At 34.8% G+C, this 20,957-nt stretch carries 20 protein-coding genes; 12 read left to right on the top strand and 8 right to left on the bottom strand.

All coding sequences use genetic code 11. The annotated features are described in order from the left end of the window. Window positions 1-31 precede the first annotated feature (31 nt). Window positions 32-505, top strand: coding sequence for a hypothetical protein (locus ABY285_RS06725; RefSeq protein ID WP_372768336.1), 474 nt, complete (start codon window positions 32-34; stop codon window positions 503-505). A gap of 101 nt (window positions 506-606) precedes the next feature. Here ABY285_RS06725 and ABY285_RS06720 read toward each other — a convergent pair whose 3' ends face one another. Beyond that, entirely contained in the window at window positions 607-1,881 is a 1,275-nt protein-coding gene (locus ABY285_RS06720; protein ID WP_372768334.1) for a replication-associated recombination protein A, read from the bottom strand. Between the two features lie 196 nt (window positions 1,882-2,077). On the opposite strand from ABY285_RS06720, the gene ABY285_RS06715 reads away from it, so the two are divergent. The 3 genes from ABY285_RS06715 (at window position 2,078) to ABY285_RS06705 (ending at window position 4,223) form a co-directional block, all read left to right on the top strand. Then, window positions 2,078-2,770, top strand: a complete 693-nt coding sequence (locus tag ABY285_RS06715) for a rhomboid family intramembrane serine protease (RefSeq protein ID WP_372768332.1) — start codon at window positions 2,078-2,080, stop codon at window positions 2,768-2,770. Window positions 2,771-2,997: 227 nt separating this feature from the next. Then, the gene (locus tag ABY285_RS06710; RefSeq protein WP_372768330.1) at window positions 2,998-3,681 is read left to right on the top strand and encodes a DUF4339 domain-containing protein; all 684 of its coding nucleotides are present in this window, start codon (window positions 2,998-3,000) and stop codon (window positions 3,679-3,681) included. Window positions 3,682-3,812: 131 nt separating this feature from the next. Continuing rightward, window positions 3,813-4,223 (top strand): nuclear transport factor 2 family protein, encoded by a 411-nt coding sequence (locus ABY285_RS06705; protein ID WP_372768328.1) that lies wholly within the window; start codon window positions 3,813-3,815, stop codon window positions 4,221-4,223. 98 nt (window positions 4,224-4,321) lie between these two features. Here ABY285_RS06705 and ABY285_RS06700 read toward each other — a convergent pair whose 3' ends face one another. Both ABY285_RS06700 and ABY285_RS06695 read right to left on the bottom strand, forming a co-directional pair. Beyond that, window positions 4,322-7,774, bottom strand: coding sequence for a methylmalonyl-CoA mutase family protein (locus ABY285_RS06700; protein WP_372768326.1), 3,453 nt, complete (start codon window positions 7,772-7,774; stop codon window positions 4,322-4,324). A gap of 151 nt (window positions 7,775-7,925) precedes the next feature. After that, window positions 7,926-8,249: a hypothetical protein gene (locus ABY285_RS06695; RefSeq protein WP_372768324.1), complete on the bottom strand. Its 324-nt coding sequence runs from the start codon at window positions 8,247-8,249 to the stop codon at window positions 7,926-7,928. A gap of 179 nt (window positions 8,250-8,428) precedes the next feature. Between ABY285_RS06695 and ABY285_RS06690 the strand changes: the two genes are divergently transcribed. From ABY285_RS06690 to ABY285_RS06675, 4 genes are read left to right on the top strand one after another with little or no spacing between them, the layout of a single operon-like run. Next, on the top strand, window positions 8,429-10,429 hold the full coding sequence (locus ABY285_RS06690; RefSeq protein ID WP_372768322.1) for a urocanate hydratase: 2,001 nt from the start codon (window positions 8,429-8,431) through the stop codon (window positions 10,427-10,429). A 19-nt stretch (window positions 10,430-10,448) separates the two neighbouring features. After that, entirely contained in the window at window positions 10,449-10,982 is a 534-nt protein-coding gene (locus ABY285_RS06685; protein ID WP_372768320.1) for a DUF4136 domain-containing protein, read from the top strand. Window positions 10,983-11,041: 59 nt separating this feature from the next. After that, window positions 11,042-11,212 (top strand): DUF5522 domain-containing protein, encoded by a 171-nt coding sequence (locus ABY285_RS06680; protein ID WP_372768318.1) that lies wholly within the window; start codon window positions 11,042-11,044, stop codon window positions 11,210-11,212. 32 nt (window positions 11,213-11,244) lie between these two features. Next, entirely contained in the window at window positions 11,245-11,946 is a 702-nt protein-coding gene (locus tag ABY285_RS06675) for a DUF4197 domain-containing protein (protein ID WP_372768316.1), read from the top strand. A 3-nt stretch (window positions 11,947-11,949) separates the two neighbouring features. Here the strand turns inward: ABY285_RS06675 and ABY285_RS06670 are convergent, their stop codons facing one another. Both ABY285_RS06670 and pyrF read right to left on the bottom strand, forming a co-directional pair. Then, entirely contained in the window at window positions 11,950-12,756 is an 807-nt protein-coding gene (locus ABY285_RS06670) for an ABC transporter substrate-binding protein (RefSeq protein ID WP_372768314.1), read from the bottom strand. A 58-nt stretch (window positions 12,757-12,814) separates the two neighbouring features. Next, window positions 12,815-13,633 (bottom strand): orotidine-5'-phosphate decarboxylase, encoded by an 819-nt coding sequence (gene pyrF / locus ABY285_RS06665; protein WP_372768312.1) that lies wholly within the window; start codon window positions 13,631-13,633, stop codon window positions 12,815-12,817. Window positions 13,634-13,708: 75 nt separating this feature from the next. On the opposite strand from pyrF, the gene ABY285_RS06660 reads away from it, so the two are divergent. The 4 genes from ABY285_RS06660 (at window position 13,709) to ABY285_RS06645 (ending at window position 16,771) form a co-directional block, all read left to right on the top strand. Continuing rightward, a complete protein-coding gene (locus tag ABY285_RS06660) occupies window positions 13,709-14,785 on the top strand; it encodes an ABC transporter permease (protein WP_372768310.1) in 1,077 nt (358 codons plus the stop codon). A 102-nt stretch (window positions 14,786-14,887) separates the two neighbouring features. Then, on the top strand, window positions 14,888-15,646 hold the full coding sequence (tpiA, locus tag ABY285_RS06655) for a triose-phosphate isomerase (RefSeq protein WP_372768308.1): 759 nt from the start codon (window positions 14,888-14,890) through the stop codon (window positions 15,644-15,646). After that, the gene (gene prmA, locus ABY285_RS06650; protein ID WP_372768306.1) at window positions 15,646-16,479 is read left to right on the top strand and encodes a 50S ribosomal protein L11 methyltransferase; all 834 of its coding nucleotides are present in this window, start codon (window positions 15,646-15,648) and stop codon (window positions 16,477-16,479) included. Before tpiA ends, prmA begins: the two co-directional genes overlap by 1 nt. A 16-nt stretch (window positions 16,480-16,495) precedes the next feature. Further along, window positions 16,496-16,771: an ATP-dependent Clp protease adaptor ClpS gene (locus ABY285_RS06645; RefSeq protein ID WP_372768304.1), complete on the top strand. Its 276-nt coding sequence runs from the start codon at window positions 16,496-16,498 to the stop codon at window positions 16,769-16,771. 84 nt (window positions 16,772-16,855) lie between these two features. Here the strand turns inward: ABY285_RS06645 and ABY285_RS06640 are convergent, their stop codons facing one another. From ABY285_RS06640 to ABY285_RS06630, 3 genes are read right to left on the bottom strand one after another with little or no spacing between them, the layout of a single operon-like run. Then, window positions 16,856-18,397 carry an acyl-CoA carboxylase subunit beta gene (locus tag ABY285_RS06640; RefSeq protein WP_372768303.1) on the bottom strand — a complete coding sequence of 514 codons (1,542 nt, stop codon included), beginning with the start codon at window positions 18,395-18,397 and terminating at the stop codon, window positions 16,856-16,858. 17 nt (window positions 18,398-18,414) lie between these two features. Next, window positions 18,415-19,860, bottom strand: coding sequence for an acetyl-CoA carboxylase biotin carboxylase subunit (accC, locus tag ABY285_RS06635; RefSeq protein ID WP_372768301.1), 1,446 nt, complete (start codon window positions 19,858-19,860; stop codon window positions 18,415-18,417). 57 nt (window positions 19,861-19,917) lie between these two features. Further along, on the bottom strand, window positions 19,918-20,391 hold the full coding sequence (locus ABY285_RS06630) for a biotin/lipoyl-containing protein (RefSeq protein WP_372768299.1): 474 nt from the start codon (window positions 20,389-20,391) through the stop codon (window positions 19,918-19,920). Between the last annotated feature and the right edge of the window lie 566 nt (window positions 20,392-20,957).

Raw genomic sequence — 20,957 nt, 5'->3', positions numbered from 1 at the left:
GTTGTATTTTCACTTTTTGAAATAAGCAGGAATGTTAAAACAATTATTCACTATATTAATTTGCTCGTTTTTGGTTTTGTCTTGCTCTTATATTGAAAAGAACACTAAGCGGGATCCCATTCAAAAAATTGACACCATTGTAGATTTTAATACGATAGATTCTTATCCTCTTTTCCCAAATTGCGCCGAAATTCCTTCTAAAGAAAAGCAACAAATTTGTTTTCAAATGGAAATGTCACAACATATTTATGCTTCTTTAAAAGAATTTCAACTAAGTGTGAAGGATAGCGTAAATGATACTATTTATGTGAAATTAAAAATAGACGCTACGGGGAAAATAAGTTTGTCCAACATTCAAATATCTGAAAAAACGAGCGCATTGCTTCCAAATTTTGACAGTATTGTAAAAGTGAGCCTTCAAAATTTGCCAACCTTAAAGCCAGCCATTAAAAGAGCGATGCCGGTAACTACGGAATTTACGTTGCCAATTGTTTTGAAAAATTAGTCCCCCTAACCCCTAAGAGGGAAATAGAAATAAAGAAGTGAGAAGTTAAAGGTTCAGGAGAAAAAAGGAAAGACCGCAAGACTGCAAGACAAATTTTCGACCTAATAATGATACTTGTTTTTCCACAATTTCTTCAAAAAATCCCGAATGGTATTTTCTCGTGCATTGTTGCCGGGTTCGTAAATTGTGGTGTTTTTAATTTCATCGGGTAAAAATTCCTGCTCGGCAAAATTGTTTTCAAAACTGTGCGCATATTTGTAATTTTTGCCGTAATCCAATTCTTTCATCAGCTTGGTTGGCGCATTTCTTAAATGTAATGGAACCGATAAATTTCCCGTTTCTTTGACGATGGTTTGGGCTTTTCCAATAGCTTCATACGATGCATTGCTTTTTGCGGAACTTGCCAAATAAACAGCGCACTGACTTAATATAATCCGCGATTCAGGAAAACCAATAATATTTACAGCCTGAAATGTGTTATTTGCCAAAATCAACGCGGTCGGATTCGCATTTCCGATGTCTTCCGAAGCCAAAATCAGCATTCTTCGGGCAATAAATTTTGCGTCTTCACCGCCTTCAATCATGCGCGCCAGCCAGTAAACAGCAGCGTTTGGATCACTTCCCCGAATAGATTTTATAAAAGCCGAAACAATATCATAATGTTGCTCCCCGGCTTTGTCGTACAACACCGTATTTTTTTGAATTTTGGAAAGCACCAATTCGTTAGTGATTCTTATTGGCCCTTTTTCGGTGTTTACCACCAACTCAAAAATATTCAATAATTTTCGGGCATCACCTCCTGAAACACGAAGCAAAGCTTCGGTTTCTTCAACAATAATTTTTTTTTTGGAAATATAAACGTCCTCTTTTAAAGCGCGTTGCAACAATTCTTCCAAATCTTTTTTGCTGAAAGAGTTCAACACATAAACCTGGCAACGCGATAACAATGCGGGAATCACTTCAAAACTCGGATTTTCGGTGGTTGCGCCAATTAACGTTACCCAGCCTTTTTCCACCGCACCCAACAACGAATCTTGTTGCGATTTGCTGAATCTGTGAATTTCATCAATAAATAAAATAGGGTTTTTTTCGGTAAACAATCCGTTGCCTTGCTTGGCTTTGTCAATAATATCCCGCACATCTTTAACGCCCGAACTAATGGCACTCAACGTATAAAACGGGCGTTTAGATTCTTTTGCAATGATATTGGCAAGCGTAGTTTTTCCAATTCCTGGCGGTCCCCAAAAAATTAACGACGGAATAATTCCCCGCTTAATATGCTCGGTTAACGCACCATTTTTTCCTACTAAATGCTGTTGGCTAATATAATCATCCAAGATTTTCGGACGTATGCGTTCGGCTAAAGGCTCATTCATAGCGTAAAAATAAGCATAAAAATGTTTGGGGCACTACACTGCATTACATTTGTGTCGGGCTATTCGCTAAATCTTTTTTATGAAAAATAAAAAAGGATATCGCTGCTATCCCTAATGCAAAAAAATAGTTGTTTAATTAACATCATTTAGTGACAAAATTTTAATAATTTCATCAATTCATAATTTAAATTTTTCAATGTCAAAAAACAAATCCATATTTCAAAAAAAATTCATCAGTATCCCAATTTTTGTCATTTTTTCAATTTGGCTGGTTTATTTTCTTGAAATAAGATTTGGGAAAAATTTTAATGAATACGGCATTTATCCGCAAACATTAACGGGTTTAAGAGGTGTTATTTTTTCGCCGTTTTTGCATGGCAGTATTGAACATTTGTTTAGCAATTCAATTCCTTTATTGGTAATGTTGGCAAGTTTGTATTATTTTTATGAAGATATTGCCACTAAGATTTTATTATGGGGAATTTTTTTAACCGGATTTTTAACATGGACTTTTGCGCGTCCGTCCTATCATATTGGCGCCAGCGGCGTGGTTTATTTTTTGGTGAGTTTTATTTTTTTTAGCGGCGTATTTCGGAAATATTATCGCTTGGCGGCAGTTTCATTAATAGTTGTTTTTTTATATGGAAGCACCGTTTGGTATATTTTTCCTATAGAAGAACAAATTTCTTGGGAAGGCCATTTTTCAGGGTTTCTGGTCGGATTTATTTTCGCCTTCATCTTCAGAAAAACTGGCCCGCAACCCGAAAAATTTGTTTTCTCCCATAACCCTGAATTCGATAATATGTTTGATGAGCACGGTAATTTTGCGCCACCAATAGAAAATGAAGAGTCTGAAATAAACGAACAGCCAAAAAGACCAGAAGATTAAGCCTTTTTGCAGTGAACCGAAAACAATCTATCTTAATTGTTTTTGAAATAATAGAATTCGTGTTGAAAAAAAATGCTATAAAAAATTGCTTATTAAAGCTAAATATAAAAATTAAAGTAACTTTATAAAATTATTAAAAACAGCAGAAATTTACGATTTCAAACTCGCAACTTTTCCAAGCCTAAACCGTTGTACAACATTTGAAGCTATAATAAACATTTTAAATTATGAAGAAATATTATTTACACAACGGAACTGAACAAGATGGACCATTCTACATTTCACAATTAAAAAAGAAAGGAATAACTAGAGAAACAGAAGTTTGGTATAAGGGACTTTCCGATTGGACTAAAGCTGACCAAATTGAGGAACTAAAAGAATTATTTGAGCAATCACCACCACAAATACCACCAATAAAACAACAGGGAACTGAACAAACAGATCAAATCGACACAAAACCGAAAAAAAGCTTTTTAGGAAGAAACCTTATTAAATTAGGATTAATTGCAATAGGTATATTGGGTGTTTTCGCATTCTTTTTTATGTTTACGATAAATAATCCCAAATCAGATCCTTCGAATTATCAGAAACCGAAAATGACGATTGAAGAAACGGAAAATTCTAACCCAAAACAATTTTTGAGTGTGGAAGGAGAATACAATGAAAGTTTTTGGGGAAATAAATTCAAAGTGAAAGGAATAATTACAAATCGAGCAAGCAAAGCGGATTATAAAGATATTATTATCCAAATAAAATATTACTCAAAAACTAAGTCAGTAATTGGAAGTGAAGAATATACGATTTACGAAGTTTTTCCACCAAATCAAGAAAAGGCTTTTAAACTTGATGCTGAAAAGTATAAAGATGTAGCGTCTATTAAATTAAATATTATTGGGGCTAAACCAAATTAATCGGAATAAAAGCGATGTACACATCATTTTTAGTTCATTGCTTCTTATTTTTTATGCGAAAATTATGACACTAATACCATAAACAAATACGGTTAACAGTATTTGGAAAAAACATCAATTAAATAGACAATATGAATGCGACTTTAAAAAACTGGCATACCTTTATGGAAACAAGGAATCCTAAAATATTGGATGAGCTTTTGGCGAAAGAGGTAACTTTTTATTCACCAATTGTTTGGACTCCACAAGAAGGAAAACAAATTACTAAATTATATTTAATTGCTGCACTAGAAGTATTTGGTGGTAAAAATTCCAATTTTACTTATGTTAGACAAGTAATTGATAAAAATCAATTTATCTTAGAATTTACAACGATGATTGATGGTATAACTGTTAATGGCGTTGATATGATTGAAGTAAACGATGACGATAAAATCATTAGTTTCAAAGTAATGGTTCGCCCATTGAAAGCAATCAATAAAATCCACGAAAAAATGGGGGAAATGCTTGAGAAGTTGAAACTTCAAAAAAGAAAGCCCTAAATTTCTTAACGATATTTCTCAAGTTTTAAAATGTCAAATTTAGTCAACGTTATTTAGGCGTCGACAAACCAGCAACCAATAACCAACAACCTAAAAAATTACATATTTCTTCTATATTGCCCACCAACTTCAAACAGCGCCTCCGTAATTTGTCCGATAGAACAAACTTTACAGGCTTCCATTAATTGTTCAAAAATATTTTCATTATTAACGGCTTTTTGTCTTAACAAGGCAATGTGTTCTTGCACTGCCGAAACATTTCCTTTGTTTAAGTTTTCAACTACCGTAATTTGGTATTGTTTTTCTTTTTCGGTGGCTCTAATAACTTCTTGCGGTAAAATAGTTGGTGAGCCTTTGCTGCTTAAAAAAGTGTTTACACCAATAATTGGAAATTCTCCATTGTGTTTTAAGGTTTCATAATATAAACTTTCTTCCTGTATTTTACTTCTTTGGTACATTGTTTCCATAGCGCCTAAAACACCGCCACGTTCTGTAATTCTGTCAAATTCAACATAAATGGCTTCTTCCACCAAATCGGTTAATTCTTCAATAATGAAAGAACCTTGAATCGGATTTTCGTTTTTGGCTAAGCCCAATTCTTTATTGATAATCAACTGAATGGCCATAGCACGACGAACGCTTTCTTCGGTTGGTGTTGTTATGGCTTCATCATATGCATTGGTATGCAAGCTGTTGCAGTTGTCGTAAATGGCATATAAAGCCTGTAAAGTTGTACGAATATCATTAAAGTCAATTTCTTGCGCATGTAATGATCTTCCAGAAGTTTGAATATGGTATTTCATCATTTGTGCTCTTGGGTTGGCGCCGTATTTTTCTTTCATGGCTTTCGCCCAAATTTTACGTGCAACCCTTCCAATTACAGCATATTCGGGATCAACGCCATTGGAAAAGAAGAAGGACAAATTTGGTCCGAATTCATTTATATCCATTCCTCTTGACAAATAATATTCAACATAAGTAAATCCGTTTGACAAAGTAAAAGCCAATTGTGAAATCGGATTTGCGCCGGCTTCGGCAATATGATAGCCTGAAATTGAAACCGAGTAAAAATTTCTTACATTGTTTATGATAAAATATTCCTGAACGTCACCCATCAAACGCAAGGCAAATTCAGTAGAAAAAATACAGGTATTTTGTGCCTGATCTTCTTTTAAGATATCGGCCTGTACGGTTCCTCGGACTTTTGAAATGGTTTCCGTTTTAATTTTGTGATAAACGTCATAAGGTAAAACTTCATCTCCGGTAACGCCCAATAATAACAATCCCAATCCATTATTTCCTTCGGGTAATTTTCCTTGATATTGCGGAAGGGCAACGTCTTTTTTCTTATAAATGGTCTTTATCTTTTCTTCAATTTCTTTTTCAAGTCCATTTGCCAAAATATATTTTTCACATTCCTGATCTATTGCGGCATTCATAAAAAAGGCAAGCATCATAGGTGCAGGACCGTTAATGGTCATGGAAACAGAAGTCATGGGGTTTGTTAGATCAAACCCGGAATATAATTTTTTGGCATCGTCCAAACAACATATAGAAACTCCTGCATTTCCAATTTTCCCATAAATATCCGGACGAATAGCAGGGTCGTTCCCATATAAAGTTACGGAATCAAAAGCTGTGGACAATCGTTTTGCCGGAAGTCCTAAACTCACATAATGAAAACGTCTGTTGGTACGCTCAGGTCCTCCTTCGCCTGCAAACATTCTTGCCGGATCTTCTCCTGTTCTTTTAAATGGAAAAAGACCTGCAGTATAAGGAAATTCACCGGGAACATTTTCTTCTAAAGTCCACAATAATAAATCGCCCCAAGCTTCATATTTTGGCAGGGAAATTTTAGGAATTTGGGTGTGCGATAAAGATTCGCTATGTGTTTTTATGTTTAATTCTTTTCCTCGAACCTTAAAAGTAAAGATGTCTTTTTTGTAGGATTGTTTTTTGGCTTCCCAATTTAAGATAATTTCCCAGTTGTATGGATTTAAATCCATTTTTACACGTGCAAATTCTTTGAATAAAAGTGATAAAAACTGGATATCAACTTCATTTTTAACCAGTTTCAGAATTTCTTCTTCATGAATGCCAATTTGGGAAAGAAAAGACCCTTCAGCTTCGCTCAGGAGGACATTTGAAACTGATTCAATAGTTTTAAAAATTCCGAAGAGCTTTTGTGCGATCTGTTTTTGGCTTTTTGCGTTTTTGTTGTAAGCCCTGTTGTTTTCAGTAATTTCCGACAAATAACGGACCCTATTTGGCGGAATGATAAATTTTTTTTCGCTTATTTTATCTGAAATTTCAAAGGAGCTTTTGAAGTGAGTGCCTGTTTTTTCGTTAATCTTTTTTATGAGAACCCGATACAATTCATTGGTTCCCGGGTCGTTAAACTGAGAAGCGATAGAGCCATAAACCGGCATTGAATCAACACTGTTTTCCCATAAATTATGGTTGCGCTGGTATTGTTTTTTTACATCGCGTAAGGCATCCAAAGCACCGCGTTTGTCAAATTTATTCAGTGCAATTACATCGGCAAAATCAATCATGTCTATTTTTTCCAATTGCGTTGCAGCACCATATTCTGGGGTCATCACGTACAAGGAAACATCAGAATGGTCTAAAATTTCGGTATCGCTTTGCCCAATTCCGGAAGTTTCTAAAATCACCATGTCAAATTCGGCAACTTTTAAAATATCAACTGCAATGCTCACGTGTTTTGATAGGGCTAAATTAGATTGGCGGGTTGCCAATGATCGCATATAAACACGGTTATTTTTTATGGAATTCATTCTGATTCTGTCGCCCAATAAAGCACCACCTGTTTTCCTTTTTGAAGGGTCAACCGAAACAATGGCGATTGTTTTTTTAGGAAAGTCTATTAAATACCTTCTCACCAATTCATCAACCAAAGAAGATTTTCCTGAACCTCCTGTTCCTGTTATCCCTAAAACCGGAGTTTTCGATTTTTTAGATGCTTTTTTAATTTCATTGATAAAATCAGTATGCTTATCTGAGAAATTTTCAGCGCCAGAAATGGCTTTTGCCAATTTAACCCGATTTTTTTTAGCCAAATCAGCAACAGAAAAATCTACAACTTCACCAGTTGGAAAATCACATATTGAAACCATATCATTGATCATCCCCTGCAAACCCATCCTTCTGCCATCATCCGGGGAATAAATACAGGTAATTCCATACTTTGTCAATTCTTTAACTTCTTCGGGAAGAATTACGCCGCCGCCGCCGCCAAATATTTTAATTTGAGATGCGCCTTTTTCCTGAAGCAAGTCGTACATATATTTAAAATATTCCATATGTCCGCCCTGGTAGGAGGTCATCGCTATTGCATTTGCATCTTCCTCAATGGCACAATTCACCACTTCTTCAACACTTCTGTCGTGGCCCAAGTGAATCACTTCAACTCCGGTAGCCTGAATAATTCTTCGCATAATATTTATGGCGGCATCATGTCCGTCAAATAAGGAAGCTGCAGTTACTATTCGTACTTTGTGTTTAGGTTTGTAAGGTGTTATTTTCTCCATAAAATTAAGAATTCTTTAGACCGCAATTTAGCTAAAAATAATAAGGAATATTTAATTGTTTGCTGTGATGTTTTAAGTTGGTGATATTTTTATTTGAAAAAAATCAAAAAACTTAAAAAAAAGAATAAAGTATAAGAAAAAAATTAATAAGCTATAAATACTTATAAAAAGCGAAGGTTTTTCTAAATTCTAAATAATTCAAATCTTGCTCATTTTTATAGGCTTCTTTTTCAAAATTTATGTTTTTATAGGCGGCGTCATGGTTTTTATATTGAAGAATTTGAACCCCGTATTCTATAGAATACCAAACAAAAAAGAAAATCCAAAGTAATTCTGCCTGTTGTTTTAAATAAATCTTTTCGTGGTTCAAAAAGCATGTATCTTCTATGCTTTTCTTGTTTTTTAAGAAGATAAAAGGGAAAACTGTTAATCCTGAGTATTTCTTCGGGATTATATATTTAAAAATAACAATCATAGCAAGGTGGATGTTTAAAAATCTAACCAAATTACATGAAATATTTTTAATAAGAATGAAAAAAAGTATCCCCAATATTTTTCGCTTCATCCTAAAAAATGACAATCTGATTTTATAGCTATTGAAACAAATACTTCAATTGAAAAATTGTAAATTTGTAGCTGTTAAATAGCACTAAAATGACATTTCAATATCAAATAAAACAAGGAGTTCCTTCTGAATTGCCTTCAAAAAAAACTTACGAAAAAGCAATAAATCACGCCCCGAAGCGCATCGATATTCTGTCAAAAGAAGAGAAAGAGCTCGCAATTAGAAATGCGTTGCGGTATTTTGATAAAAAACATCATCCTGTTTTAGCCAAGGAATTTGCTGAAGAATTAAAAGAATTCGGACGTATTTATATGTATCGTTTTCGACCTGATTATAAATTTTATGCACGACCGATAAACGAATATCCGGGAAATTCTGTGCAGGCAAAAGCCATTATGCACATGATTCAGAATAATTTGGATGAAGCCGTAGCGCAACATCCTCACGAATTAATTACCTACGGAGGTAACGGCGCTGTTTTTCAGAATTGGGCACAATATTTACTCACCATGAAATACTTGTCGGAAATGAACGACGAGCAAACTTTAATTATGTATTCCGGACATCCAATGGGTTTGTTCCCTTCACATGAAAATGCGCCAAGAGTAGTCGTTACAAACGGAATGATGATTCCTAATTACAGCAAACAAAACGAATGGGAAAAATACAATGCGTTGGGCGTAACGCAATACGGACAAATGACGGCTGGCAGTTATATGTACATTGGGCCGCAAGGAATTGTGCACGGAACCACAATTACGGTGTTAAATGCAGGCCGCAAAATTGCTAAAAATGGCGAGCCTTTGGCAGGAAAATTATTTCTGACTTCCGGTTTAGGAGGAATGAGTGGTGCACAACCAAAAGCCGGAAATATTGCCGGTTGTATTACAGTTTGTGCTGAAGTGAATCCGAAAATTACAGAGATTCGCTTGTCGCAAGGTTGGATTGATGAAAAAATAACCGATTTAAATGAATTGGCTTTAAGGGTAAAAAGAGCCAAAGAAAATAAAGAAGTGGTTTCTATTGCCTTTTTAGGAAATATCGTTGAAGTATGGGAGAAATTCGCAGAACAAAATGTGTATGTTGATTTAGGTTCAGACCAAACTTCGCTTCACAATCCTTGGGCCGGTGGTTATTATCCTGCAGGAATTTCATTTGAGGAATCAAATGTGATGATGGTGGAAAATCCGAAATTATTTAAAGAAAAAGTTCAGGAAAGTTTAAGAAGACAAGTTGCGGCAATAAACAAACACACGGCAAAAGGCACTTACTTTTTCGATTATGGCAATGCTTTTTTATTGGAAGCAAGTAGGGCAGGAGCTGATGTCATGGCCGAAAACGGTATTGATTTTAAATATTCGTCCTATGTTCAGGACATTATGGGACCCATGTGTTTTGATTATGGTTTTGGACCTTTTCGTTGGGTGTGCACAAGTGCGAATCCGGTTGATTTAGAAAAAACCGATGCAATTGCTTGTGAAGTTTTGGAAGAAATAAGAAAAAATTCTCCAAAAGAAATTCAGCAGCAAATGACAGACAATATTCAGTGGATTAAAGGAGCACAGGAAAATAAATTAGTAGTGGGTTCGCAAGCGCGTATTTTATATGCCGATGCGGAAGGGCGTGTGAAAATTGCCGAAGCTTTTAACAATGCAATAAAAAATGGTGAAATTTCAGCGCCAATTGTGTTGGGAAGAGACCATCACGACGTTTCCGGAACGGATTCACCTTACAGGGAAACGTCAAATATTTATGATGGTTCTAAATTTACGGCTGATATGGCCATTCAAAATGTCATTGGCGATAGCTTTCGCGGAGCGACTTGGGTGTCAATTCATAACGGCGGCGGAGTAGGCTGGGGAGAGGTAATTAACGGCGGATTTGGTATGGTTCTTGATGGAAGTTTAGAAGCCGAAAAGCGTTTAAAAAGCATGCTTTTTTGGGATGTAAATAATGGTATTGCGCGCAGAAATTGGGCAAGAAATAAAGGTGCTGTCTTCGCCATAAAAAGAGCGATGGAAGTTGAGCCTAATTTAAAAGTGACTTTGCCTAATTTAGTTGATGATTCTATCTTGAAAGATTTATTTTAATAATTAAAATTGTATTTAAATGAAAGCCTTAAAATTACTTACGTTAACATTACTTTTTTTTATAGCCTCTTGCAGCACTATAAGAGTTACAACAGATTATGATACTTCTGCCGACTTTTCAAAGTATAAAACATTTGCTTTTTATAAAAAAGGGATTGATAAAGCTGAAATTTCCGACTTAGACAAACGAAGAATTTTAAAGGCCATAGAAAGTGAACTGCTGGCAAAAGGATTTACAAAATCAGAGGAGCCGGATTTACTGGTTAATATATTTGCAAAATCAACCCAAAGAGTTGACGTTTACAACAATAACTATTATTATGGCTGGCGCCCTTGGTATTATGGCCCAAATTTTGGAACGCAGATTTCTAAGTATACAGAAGGCACTTTGTTTATTGATTTAATTGATGCCAATAAAAAAGAATTGGCATGGCAGGGAATTGGAAGCGGCGCTTTGTCAACTTCCGGAAATATTGTCAAAAAGGAAGAGAAAATTAAAGAATTTGTTGCAGAAATTATGGCGCAATACCCTCCAGGAAAAGAAAATAAATAATTTGAACTTTTAAAGTTAAAAACGTTCTGAATTTCAGAGCGTTTTTTATTTTTAGCACTATGAATTTTAAAGAACCGATTCCCTTAGAAGAAGGAGATTATTATATAAACGAAGAAGGCTACCGTGTATTTACGGAAAAATACCATTTAAAAAGAGGCTATTGCTGTAAAAGCGGCTGCAAACATTGTCCATATGGCTACGACAAAAAAACAGACAGCATCAAGAAATAATTTCAGTACCTTAACAAAATAAAAATAATAAGATGTTAAAAAGAATACTTTTGGCGTTGGTTGTGTTTCAACTTTCTGCTTGTTCAGAATTACAACAGGTGATAAATCAATTGCCAAATGGAGAAATTACAAACTTTCAAATTGCTGCCGGTTTAAAGGAAGCCTTGCAAAACGGGGTTAAAAATCAGGTGACAGCCTTGACTGTTCAGGATGGATTCTTTAAAAATGAATTGGTTAAAATTTTACTTCCTGAAGAATTGCAGAAAGTTGACCGCGCTTTAAGAAGTGTAGGTTTGTCAAACTTGGCTGATGAAGGATTAAAAGTGTTAAATAGGGCTGCTGAAGATGCCGTAGGAGAAGCGATTCCTGTTTTTGCTGATGCCATAACAGGTATGACAATTGTTGATGCTAGAAATATTTTATTGGGCGATAAAAATTCGGCTACGCTGTATTTGAAAAATGCCACTTCAGAAGCATTGTATCAAAAATTTAATCCAATCATTAACAATTCATTTAAAAAAGTTGGCGCCGATAAAATTTGGACAGACTTAATTACGAGGTACAATAATTTGCCACTAACTGCTGATGTTAATCCGGATTTAACTGATTATGTGACGAACGAAGCTTTAAAAGGCGTTTTCACCATGGTTGCAGTTGAGGAAGTTGAAATTAGAGCAAATGTGGCCAAACGGACTTCCGATTTGTTAAAAAGGGTTTTTGCGTTGCAGGATTAATTTTTAAAAATGACTTTCAAGTTTTTTGTGCAATGCTTTGAAATAATCAAAAGCCAATAGCAATCGGGAACCATACCAACTAAACATTTCGCCATCAGCAAAAACAGTGATAGAGCGATTGGTGTAAGAAGCAATTTCCAATGCATGTTCATCTTTAAACGGAAATGGTTCTGATGATAAAATAATGACTTCGGGATCGCCTTCATAGCGAATTTTGTTAATTTCCACTTTGGGATATCTGCTCATATTTTGGTAAATGTTTTCAAACTTATTTAACTTTAACATTTCGTTTATATAAGTCTCATTTCCTGCAACCATCCACGGTTTTGCCCAAATAAAATAAGCGACTTTACGTGTTGGTTTCGTTTTGATGAATTCTTTAAAATCGTTTAGCTTAAAATTTATTTTTTCGACTAAATTTTGGCTTTCCGTTCTTCTGTTTAAAATAGTTCCTAAGCTTAAAGTGAAATCAATACTGTCTTCAATTGTAGTTATATCTGAAAAATAAGTGGGCGCAATTTTTTCCAGTTCAGGCAAAAATTCATAGGAATTCTCTTCTTTATTACATAAAATAAAATCGGGATTTAATGATTTTATTTTAGCGAAATCCACTTTTTTTGTTCCGCCAATAATGGTTTTGGTGGATTTCAAATGAAAAGGATGCACGCAGAATTTTGTAATTCCAATAAGCTCATTTTCTAAATTCAAATTACAAAGCAATTCCGTTTGGGAAGGTACCAATGAAATGATTCTTTTGGGTTGGGTTTTTAAGGTAATTTCTCTTCCTAACTGGTCTTTAATAATTTTCATTATTCAACAATAATTTAAAACTTATAATTTTTTATAACAACTGCCAACTGCGATTTTTTTATTGAAAACTTAAAATCAAAGCCATTTCCTGTTGCAATTTCAAAGCTTCCAATTGTGCCACCTTTGCAAAGTCTTCGTCATTACTGGCATAAATAATGCTTCTTGCCGAATTCAGCAGTAATCCGCAATCTTTATTAAGTCCGTATTTGCAAACTTCCTGTAAATTTCCGCCTTGGGCGCCAACACCTGGAACCAATAAAAAATGATTAGGCACAATTTTTCGGATTTCCTCAAAATAAGTCGGTTTTGTCGCGCCAACTACAAACATTAAATTTTCAGAATTTTTCCAGGTAAGTGCTGTTTTTATAACTTTTTTATACAACTCAATTCCGTCAATTTTCAATCCTTGAAAATCGAGCCCACCCTTGTTTGATGTCAATGCCAAAAGAATGGTGGTTTTGTCTTTAAAGGCCAAAAAGGGTTCCACGGAATCACTTCCCATATAAGGTGCTATAGTTACCGAATCAAAATTTAAATCCTCAAAAAAAGCTTTTGCATACATGGTTGAGGTGTTGCCAATATCGCCTCGTTTGGCATCGGCAATGGTGAAAATTTCAGGGTAATTGCTATTGAGATAATCGATGGTTTTTTCCAATGCAGCCCAGCCTTTTAATCCGTAAGCTTCATAAAAAGCGGTGTTAGGTTTGTAGGCAACTGCTAAATGATGCGTGGCATCAATAATTTGTTTGTTAAACTCAAAAATTGGATCTTCTTCGGTCAATAAGTGTGCTGGAATTTTATCCAAATCTACATCCAGGCCAATACATAAAAATGATTTTTTTTGTTGAATTTGTGCAATAAGCGCTTGTTTGTTCATATGTTTAAATAAAGAATTAAGCAAAAGTAGTAATTTTAATACTTTAAGTTATCTTTGTTTACCAAATAAAGCACCTTGTTTAGTTATATTTTAAATAAAATATTTTACGGAATCCTTACGCTTTTTGGCGTAATTACCGTCATATTTTTTCTTTTCAATGTATTGCCTGGTGATCCTGCACGAATGATGTTGGACCAGCGGGAGGACAGCGAACAGCTTCAAAATATTCGCGTTAAATACGGATTTGACCAGCCCATAACAACGCAATATCTTTATTATTTGAACGATTTATCGCCCATTTCTATTCACAGCTCCAATCCAAAAAACTACACTTATTTAGCTGCTGAAAAATATTCCTATTTAAAACTTTTTTCTGCTGGTGAAAAAATTATTGTGACAAAGTTTCCTTATTTGAGAAAATCTTTTCAAAAAAACGACAAGAATGTAACGGACGTAATTGCCGAAACACTTCCTAATACCGCGGTTTTAGCGGTCTCAGCAATTGTAATTGCCATCATTACAGGCGTTTTTTTCGGAATACTTTCGGCATTGTATAAAGATACTTTTTTCGACAGAATTATTTCAATATTCAGTACCTTGGGAATGAGTGTGCCTTCATTTTTTTCCGCCATTTTATTTGCCTGGTTTTTCGGATTCGTTTTACACAATTATACCAATTTAAATATGACGGGCAGTTTGTATGAAGTTGACGATTTCGGCGAAAACACCTACATTCAATGGAAAAATTTAATTTTGCCGGCAATTGTATTAGGAATCAGGCCTTTGGCAGTGGTTGTTCAGTTGATGCGGAATTCATTATTGGAAGTTTTAAGTCAGGATTATATAAGGACCGCACGTGCAAAAGGACTTTCAACCTATAAAATTATAAAAACACATGCGTTAAAAAACTCGTTGAATCCGGTTGTCACTGCGGTTTCTGGATGGTTTGCCTCCATGTTGGCGGGCGCAGTTTTTGTGGAGTATATTTTTAACTGGAACGGTTTGGGAAAAGAAATTGTAAACGCGCTAAACACACTTGATTTACCAATTATCATGGGAAGTGTCTTGGTGATTGCCACCATGTTTATCATCATCAATATTTTGGTAGATATCAGTTATGGAATGTTGGATCCTAAAATAAGATTGAAATAAGTCAGAAACACGAAAACGAATTCGTACAATAGTGAATTGAATTTTTTAAAGGAATTTAATAATGAGTAATTTTGTCGATAAAACGGAATAAAAAATAAAAACATGAGAGCAAAAATAGTAGCAGGTAACTGGAAAATGAATAATGATTTAGATGAATCTAAATCATTGGTCAAAAAAATTGCTAAAAGCATCAAAAAACAACCGCTAAAAAACACAAGAGTTATTGTTGCGTCATCATTTGTGAGTTTGCAGAAAGTGGCCAGTAAAGCAAAAGGGACAAAAGTAGAGGTGGCAGCGCAGAACATGCATTATGAAAAAAACGGTGCTTTTACAGGAGAAATTTCAGCTGCAATGTTGAAATCTGTTGGCGTTCATATTGTAATTTTGGGACATTCAGAACGTAGAGAATATTTTGGGGAAACAGACGCATTATTGGCTAAAAAAGTGGATGCTGCCTTGGCAAACAAAATGGAAATAATTTTCTGTTTTGGGGAAGTTTTAGAAGACAGAAAATCTAATAATCATTTTAAAGTTGTAGAAAGTCAGATTAAAAATGGCTTGTTTCATTTAGAGGCTGGGTCATGGAAAAATATCATATTGGCTTATGAACCGGTTTGGGCTATTGGAACCGGAGAAACGGCATCTCCAGAGCAGGCACAGGAAATGCATGCTTTTATTAGAAAAATTGTTGCTGATAAATATGGTGACAATGTTGCAGATGAGGTTTCCATTTTATATGGTGGAAGCGTAAAACCTTCCAATGCACAGGAAATTTTTTCAAAACCTGATGTGGATGGCGGTTTAATTGGTGGTGCAGCCTTGAACAAAGACGACTTTAAAGCAATAATTGACGCAATTTAATGGATAATATTTATATATCGTACACTTTTAAAGTGAGTCCGAAAGAACCGGCAACTGAAATTTTAATTGCTGAATTGGGTGAAGTTGGTTTTGAAAGTTTTGTTGAAAATGAAGATGGTGTGGAAGCTTTTATTCAGCAAACAGATTGGAATGAGCATGTTTTAGACGATATTTATGTTTTGAATTCAAATGAATTTCAGATTTCTTATGAAAAGAAAGTGATTGAACAAACGAACTGGAACATCGAATGGGAAAAAAACTTTAATCCGATTCAGGTTGATGGTATGGTGAGTATCAGAGCGCCATTTCATGAGAATCCGAACTTAAAGTACGATATTGTTATTGAGCCTAAAATGAGTTTTGGAACCGGTCATCATGAAACTACGCATATGATGGTTCAACATTTATTGGACTTGGATGTTGCCGGCAAAAAAGTGCTTGATATGGGTTGCGGAACAGGAATTTTGGCAATATTTGCTGAAATGAAAGGCGCAAAGCGAATTGACGCGATTGATATTGACAATTGGTGTTATCAAAATTCTTTGGAAAATTCGGAACGTAATAACTGTAAACATATTACTGTTTTTGAAGGTGATGTTTCATTGTTGAAAAGTAAAAGATATGAGGTGATTATTGCCAACATTAACAGAAATATTTTGTTGAATGATATGCATGTTTATGTTAATTGTTTGAGTGAAAATGGCGTAATTTTACTAAGCGGTTTTTATAAAGAAGACATCCCCGTTATAGATGAAGAAGTTTCGAAATACGGATTAAAACTTGATAACCAAATTGAACGTAATAACTGGGTTGCTTTGAAGTATGTAAAATAATGATTAATTTTGCAGTATGAGCACAAAAAGAAAAATACAGGAAGATGTTGATGTTCTTGAAAAGGAAGTCAACCAAAATGAGATTGTTTTATTCAATGATGATGTTAATACATTTGATTTTGTGATTGACTGTTTAATTGAAATCTGTGATCATACGGCGGAACAAGCTGAACAATGTGCTTTGTTAGTTCATTATAAAGGGAAATGTGCGGTAAAAACAGGGGAATATAACGAATTAAAACCTCGTTGCACACAACTTTTAACCAGAGGATTGTCGGCAGAAATAATATAATCACTTCAGTTATTTGAATAATCTAGCATAATAAATCAAAAAAAAATCCCGAATATTTTCGGGATTTTTAATGCTGTAAAATCGTTATAAAGGAATATTTCCATGCTTTCTGTTTGGCCTGATCACTTCTTTGCCTTCAAGCATCTCAAATGCTTTTATTAGTTTTCTTCGCGTGTCTTTTGGATAAATCACTTCATCGATAAAACCGCGTTTTGCAGCACCAAACGGATCGGCAAATGTATCGGCATATTCAGCTTCTTTTTCTTTCAATTTGGCTTCAGGATTGTCAGCATTTTTAATTTCATTTTTGAAAATAATTTCAGCAGCTCCTTTTGCGCCCATTACGGCAATTTCAGCAGTTGGCCAGGCAAAATTCATGTCGGCTCCAATGTGTTTGGAGTTCATCACATCATAAGCACCGCCATAGGCTTTTCGCGTAATAACTGTTACTCTTGGAATGGTAGCGTCACTTAAAGCATATAATAATTTTGCGCCGTTTATGATAATCCCGTTCCATTCCTGGTCGGTTCCGGGCAAAAATCCGGGAACATCAACCAATACCAATAAAGGAATATTAAAACAATCACAAAAACGCGTAAAACGAGCTCCTTTTATAGAGCTGTTTACATCCAGACATCCCGCTAAATTCATCGGTTGATTTGCAACAATACCAATACTTCTGCCAGCAATACGTGCAAATCCCACAATAATATTCTCCGCAAAGTCCTTGTGAATTTCAAAGAATGAATCGTTGTCTATAATACCCTGAATCACATGATGCATGTCATATGGCTGATTTCGGTTTTCCGGAATAATATTTTCAAGAGATTCTCTTATTTCATCTCCCAATTCAAAAGGTAATTTTTTAGTGGTTTCCCTGTTGTTTTGGGGAATGTAGCTTAACAACGTTTTGATATCTTCTAAACACTGAATGTCATTTGCAGAAGTGATATGTGTTACGCCTGATTTGGTCGAATGCGCGCTCGCTCCGCCTAATTCTTCGGCAGTTACTTCTTCATTGGTAACAGTTTTTACAACACTCGGACCAGTTACAAACATGTAGCTGGTGTTTTCAACCATTAAAGTAAAGTCGGTCATAGCAGGGGAATAAACAGCACCGCCGGCACAAGGTCCCATAATTGCTGAAAGTTGAGGCACAACACCAGACGCTTGTACATTTCTGTAAAAAATATCGGCGTAGCCACCCAAAGATCTCACGCCTTCCTGAATTCTTGCACCTCCAGAGTCGTTTAAACCAATAACCGGTGCACCAACCTTAACGGCCTGATCCATAATTTTACAGATTTTTTCGGCATGAGTTTCAGACAGTGAACCACCGAAAACCGTGAAATCTTGTGCAAAGATATAGACCAATCTGTCATTGATAGTGCCATATCCAGTAACAACGCCATCACCAAAATAGAGTTCATCCTCCATTCCAAAGTCAGTTGTTCTATGTGTTACTAGCATGCCCATTTCTTCAAAAGAACCTTCATCTAACAAGTATTGGACACGTTCTCTTGCAGTCAATTTTTTATTTTCGTGTTGCTTTTCAATTCTTTTTTCACCGCCTCCTAAATGTGCCAAGGCAACACTTTTGGCTAATTTTTCAATTTTTGATTCCATAATATTGAATAATGTAATTAGTTAGAAATTGGAATTCTTAACTTTTTTTGATCTTCCAAATAAATTTTTAAACCTACCAAAGCTGCAATTTTAGCTTCTTCATCTAATCCTGCCTGAAGCAGTTTTGGCGTGTAATAATTTTTAACAAAATGCGTGTCGAATTTACCTGTTCTAAAAGCTTCATGTTCAAAAACAAATTTTCCAAATGGCAAGGTGGTGAAAACCCCTTCAATTTTATAGTTGTCAATGGCCTCTATCATTAATTGGATCACTTCTTCGCGCGTTTTTCCGTAAGTTATCAATTTAGAAAGCATAGGGTCATAGTAAATGGGAATGTCCATTCCTTCTTCAAAACCATCATCAACCCTAATTCCTTTTCCAACAGGAATTTTATAAGTGCTTAAATTGCCGACACTTGGCAAAAAGTCGTTCATTGGATCTTCTGCATAAACCCTTAACTCTAACGCATGACCATTAATTTTTAGTTCTTCCTGTTTAAATGGAATGGCTTCGCCCCGAGCAATTTTAATTTGTAATTCAACCAAATCAACCCCGGCAATTAACTCAGTAACCGGATGTTCAACTTGCAAGCGTGTATTCATTTCCAGAAAATAAAAATTTAAGTGCTCATCAACCAAAAATTCTACGGTTCCTGCACCTAAATAATTACAGGATTTTGCCACTTTAATGGCTGCATCTCCCATTTCTAATCTTAATTCAGGTGTTAAAATTGAGGAAGGCGCCTCTTCAATAACTTTTTGATGACGTCTTTGAATGCTGCATTCTCTTTCAAAAAGATGTAAAACATTTCCGTGACTGTCTGCAATGATTTGAATTTCAATATGTCTTGGGGAAGTAATATATTTTTCGATAAATACGGAACCGTCTCCAAATGCGGAAATAGCTTCACTAATGGCGCGATTCATTTGTTGCTCAACATCATTTTCATTTTCTACAATGCGCATTCCTTTGCCACCGCCTCCTGCCGAGGCTTTTATAAGAATTGGAAAGCCAATTTCCTTTGCTATTTTCACAGCTTCTTTTGGGTCGGTTACGGCTCTGTCAACTCCAGGAACCATGGGGATATTATAATTTCTGACAGCGTCTTTTGCGGCCAGTTTACTGCCCATTATTCTGATGGAATTTGATTTGGGTCCAATAAATATAATATTATTTTGTTCTATTTTTTCGGCAAAATCGGCATTTTCACTTAAAAATCCGTAACCGGGATGAATGGCATCAACATTTAATTTTTTGGCTACTTCAATAATTTTATCACCTAAAAGATAGGATTTGTTTGAAGGTGCTGGTCCTATACAAACAGCCTCATCTGCAAATCTGACATGAGGCGCATTTCTGTCGGCTTCTGAATAAACAGCAACCGTTTTGATCCCCATTTTTCGAGCAGTTTTCATGACTCTAATGGCGATTTCACCTCTATTTGCTATCAATATTTTTTTCATATTAATGTTATTTAAAGTATTTTGGATAGTTTCAATATTTAATTGAGGGGTTAAAGTTTATTCCATCTCAATCATTAGTTCGCTCTTATCAACAGTTTCGCCGCTTTTGATAAAAATTGACTTAATAACACCATCTTTTGGCGCACCAATGGCATTCTCCATTTTCATAGCTTCTAAAATCAACAAGGTTTCACCTTCTTTTACTTCTTGATTTTCTTCAACATTTACACTTAAAATAATACCGGGCATTGGCGCTTTTATGCTATTTGCTTTAATGGAAGAACCAATGGTAAACCCCATTTCTTTGATAAGTTGGTCTATTCCATTAGATATATTAACTGTGTAGCTATTTGAATTAACGCTTACAACGTATTCTCGATTCTTAAAATCAGATTTTTCAAGTTTAACAGCAAAAGATTTGTTCTTTTCAATAACATGAAATTCTGATGCTGAGCGTTTTAATAAATCCAGTTTTTCAAGATCTGAACTATAAAATTCAAATTCGTGAGATTCATTTACTTTTACTTTCAAGGCCGTATGTATTTTGGTTAATATTATTTATGTTTAAAACAAGGCATAAAAAACATAAAGATATTCAATTTATTTTCAAAAAAAAGGAGATTTAAATCACTATTTTAAGAAATATGCTTTTCGCTAATATGTATGCGGTAAATTAAGAATATTTTAAAAAAAATGGATTTAATAATGTAAAAGAAGAAATAAGCCTTAAATGGGAAGTAGTTTTAGGTTGGTGTATTTATAAATGAAAAAAGACTGCCTTTTCAGGCAGTCCTTTCTTTTTTTACTACTAACTAAAAAAATCAAAAACATTACTTAAACAAAGTAGGTAATGAATCTATGGGTTAAAATTAATTTTTAAAAAGCATTAATTCAATGACTTTTATCATTTATTGAAGAAATAATGAAATTATTTAAAAAAAAATGTTTTAAAATGCGGTTTTAAGGATTAACCAATAAGTTCTTTTGTGTGTAATGTGTAAAAAAATTTGATAAATGTATATTGAATTATTAAAATAGCTCAAAATTGAAGAAGGAGCGGGGAGTGGTTGTAACGACAATAAAAAAAGCACATCATT

Source organism: Lutibacter sp. (assembly GCF_041555395.1).
Taxonomy (GTDB): Bacteria; Bacteroidota; Bacteroidia; order Flavobacteriales; family Flavobacteriaceae; genus Lutibacter.
Note: the sequence above shows the minus strand (reverse complement) of the source record. Positions and strands in the feature narration are given on the sequence as shown.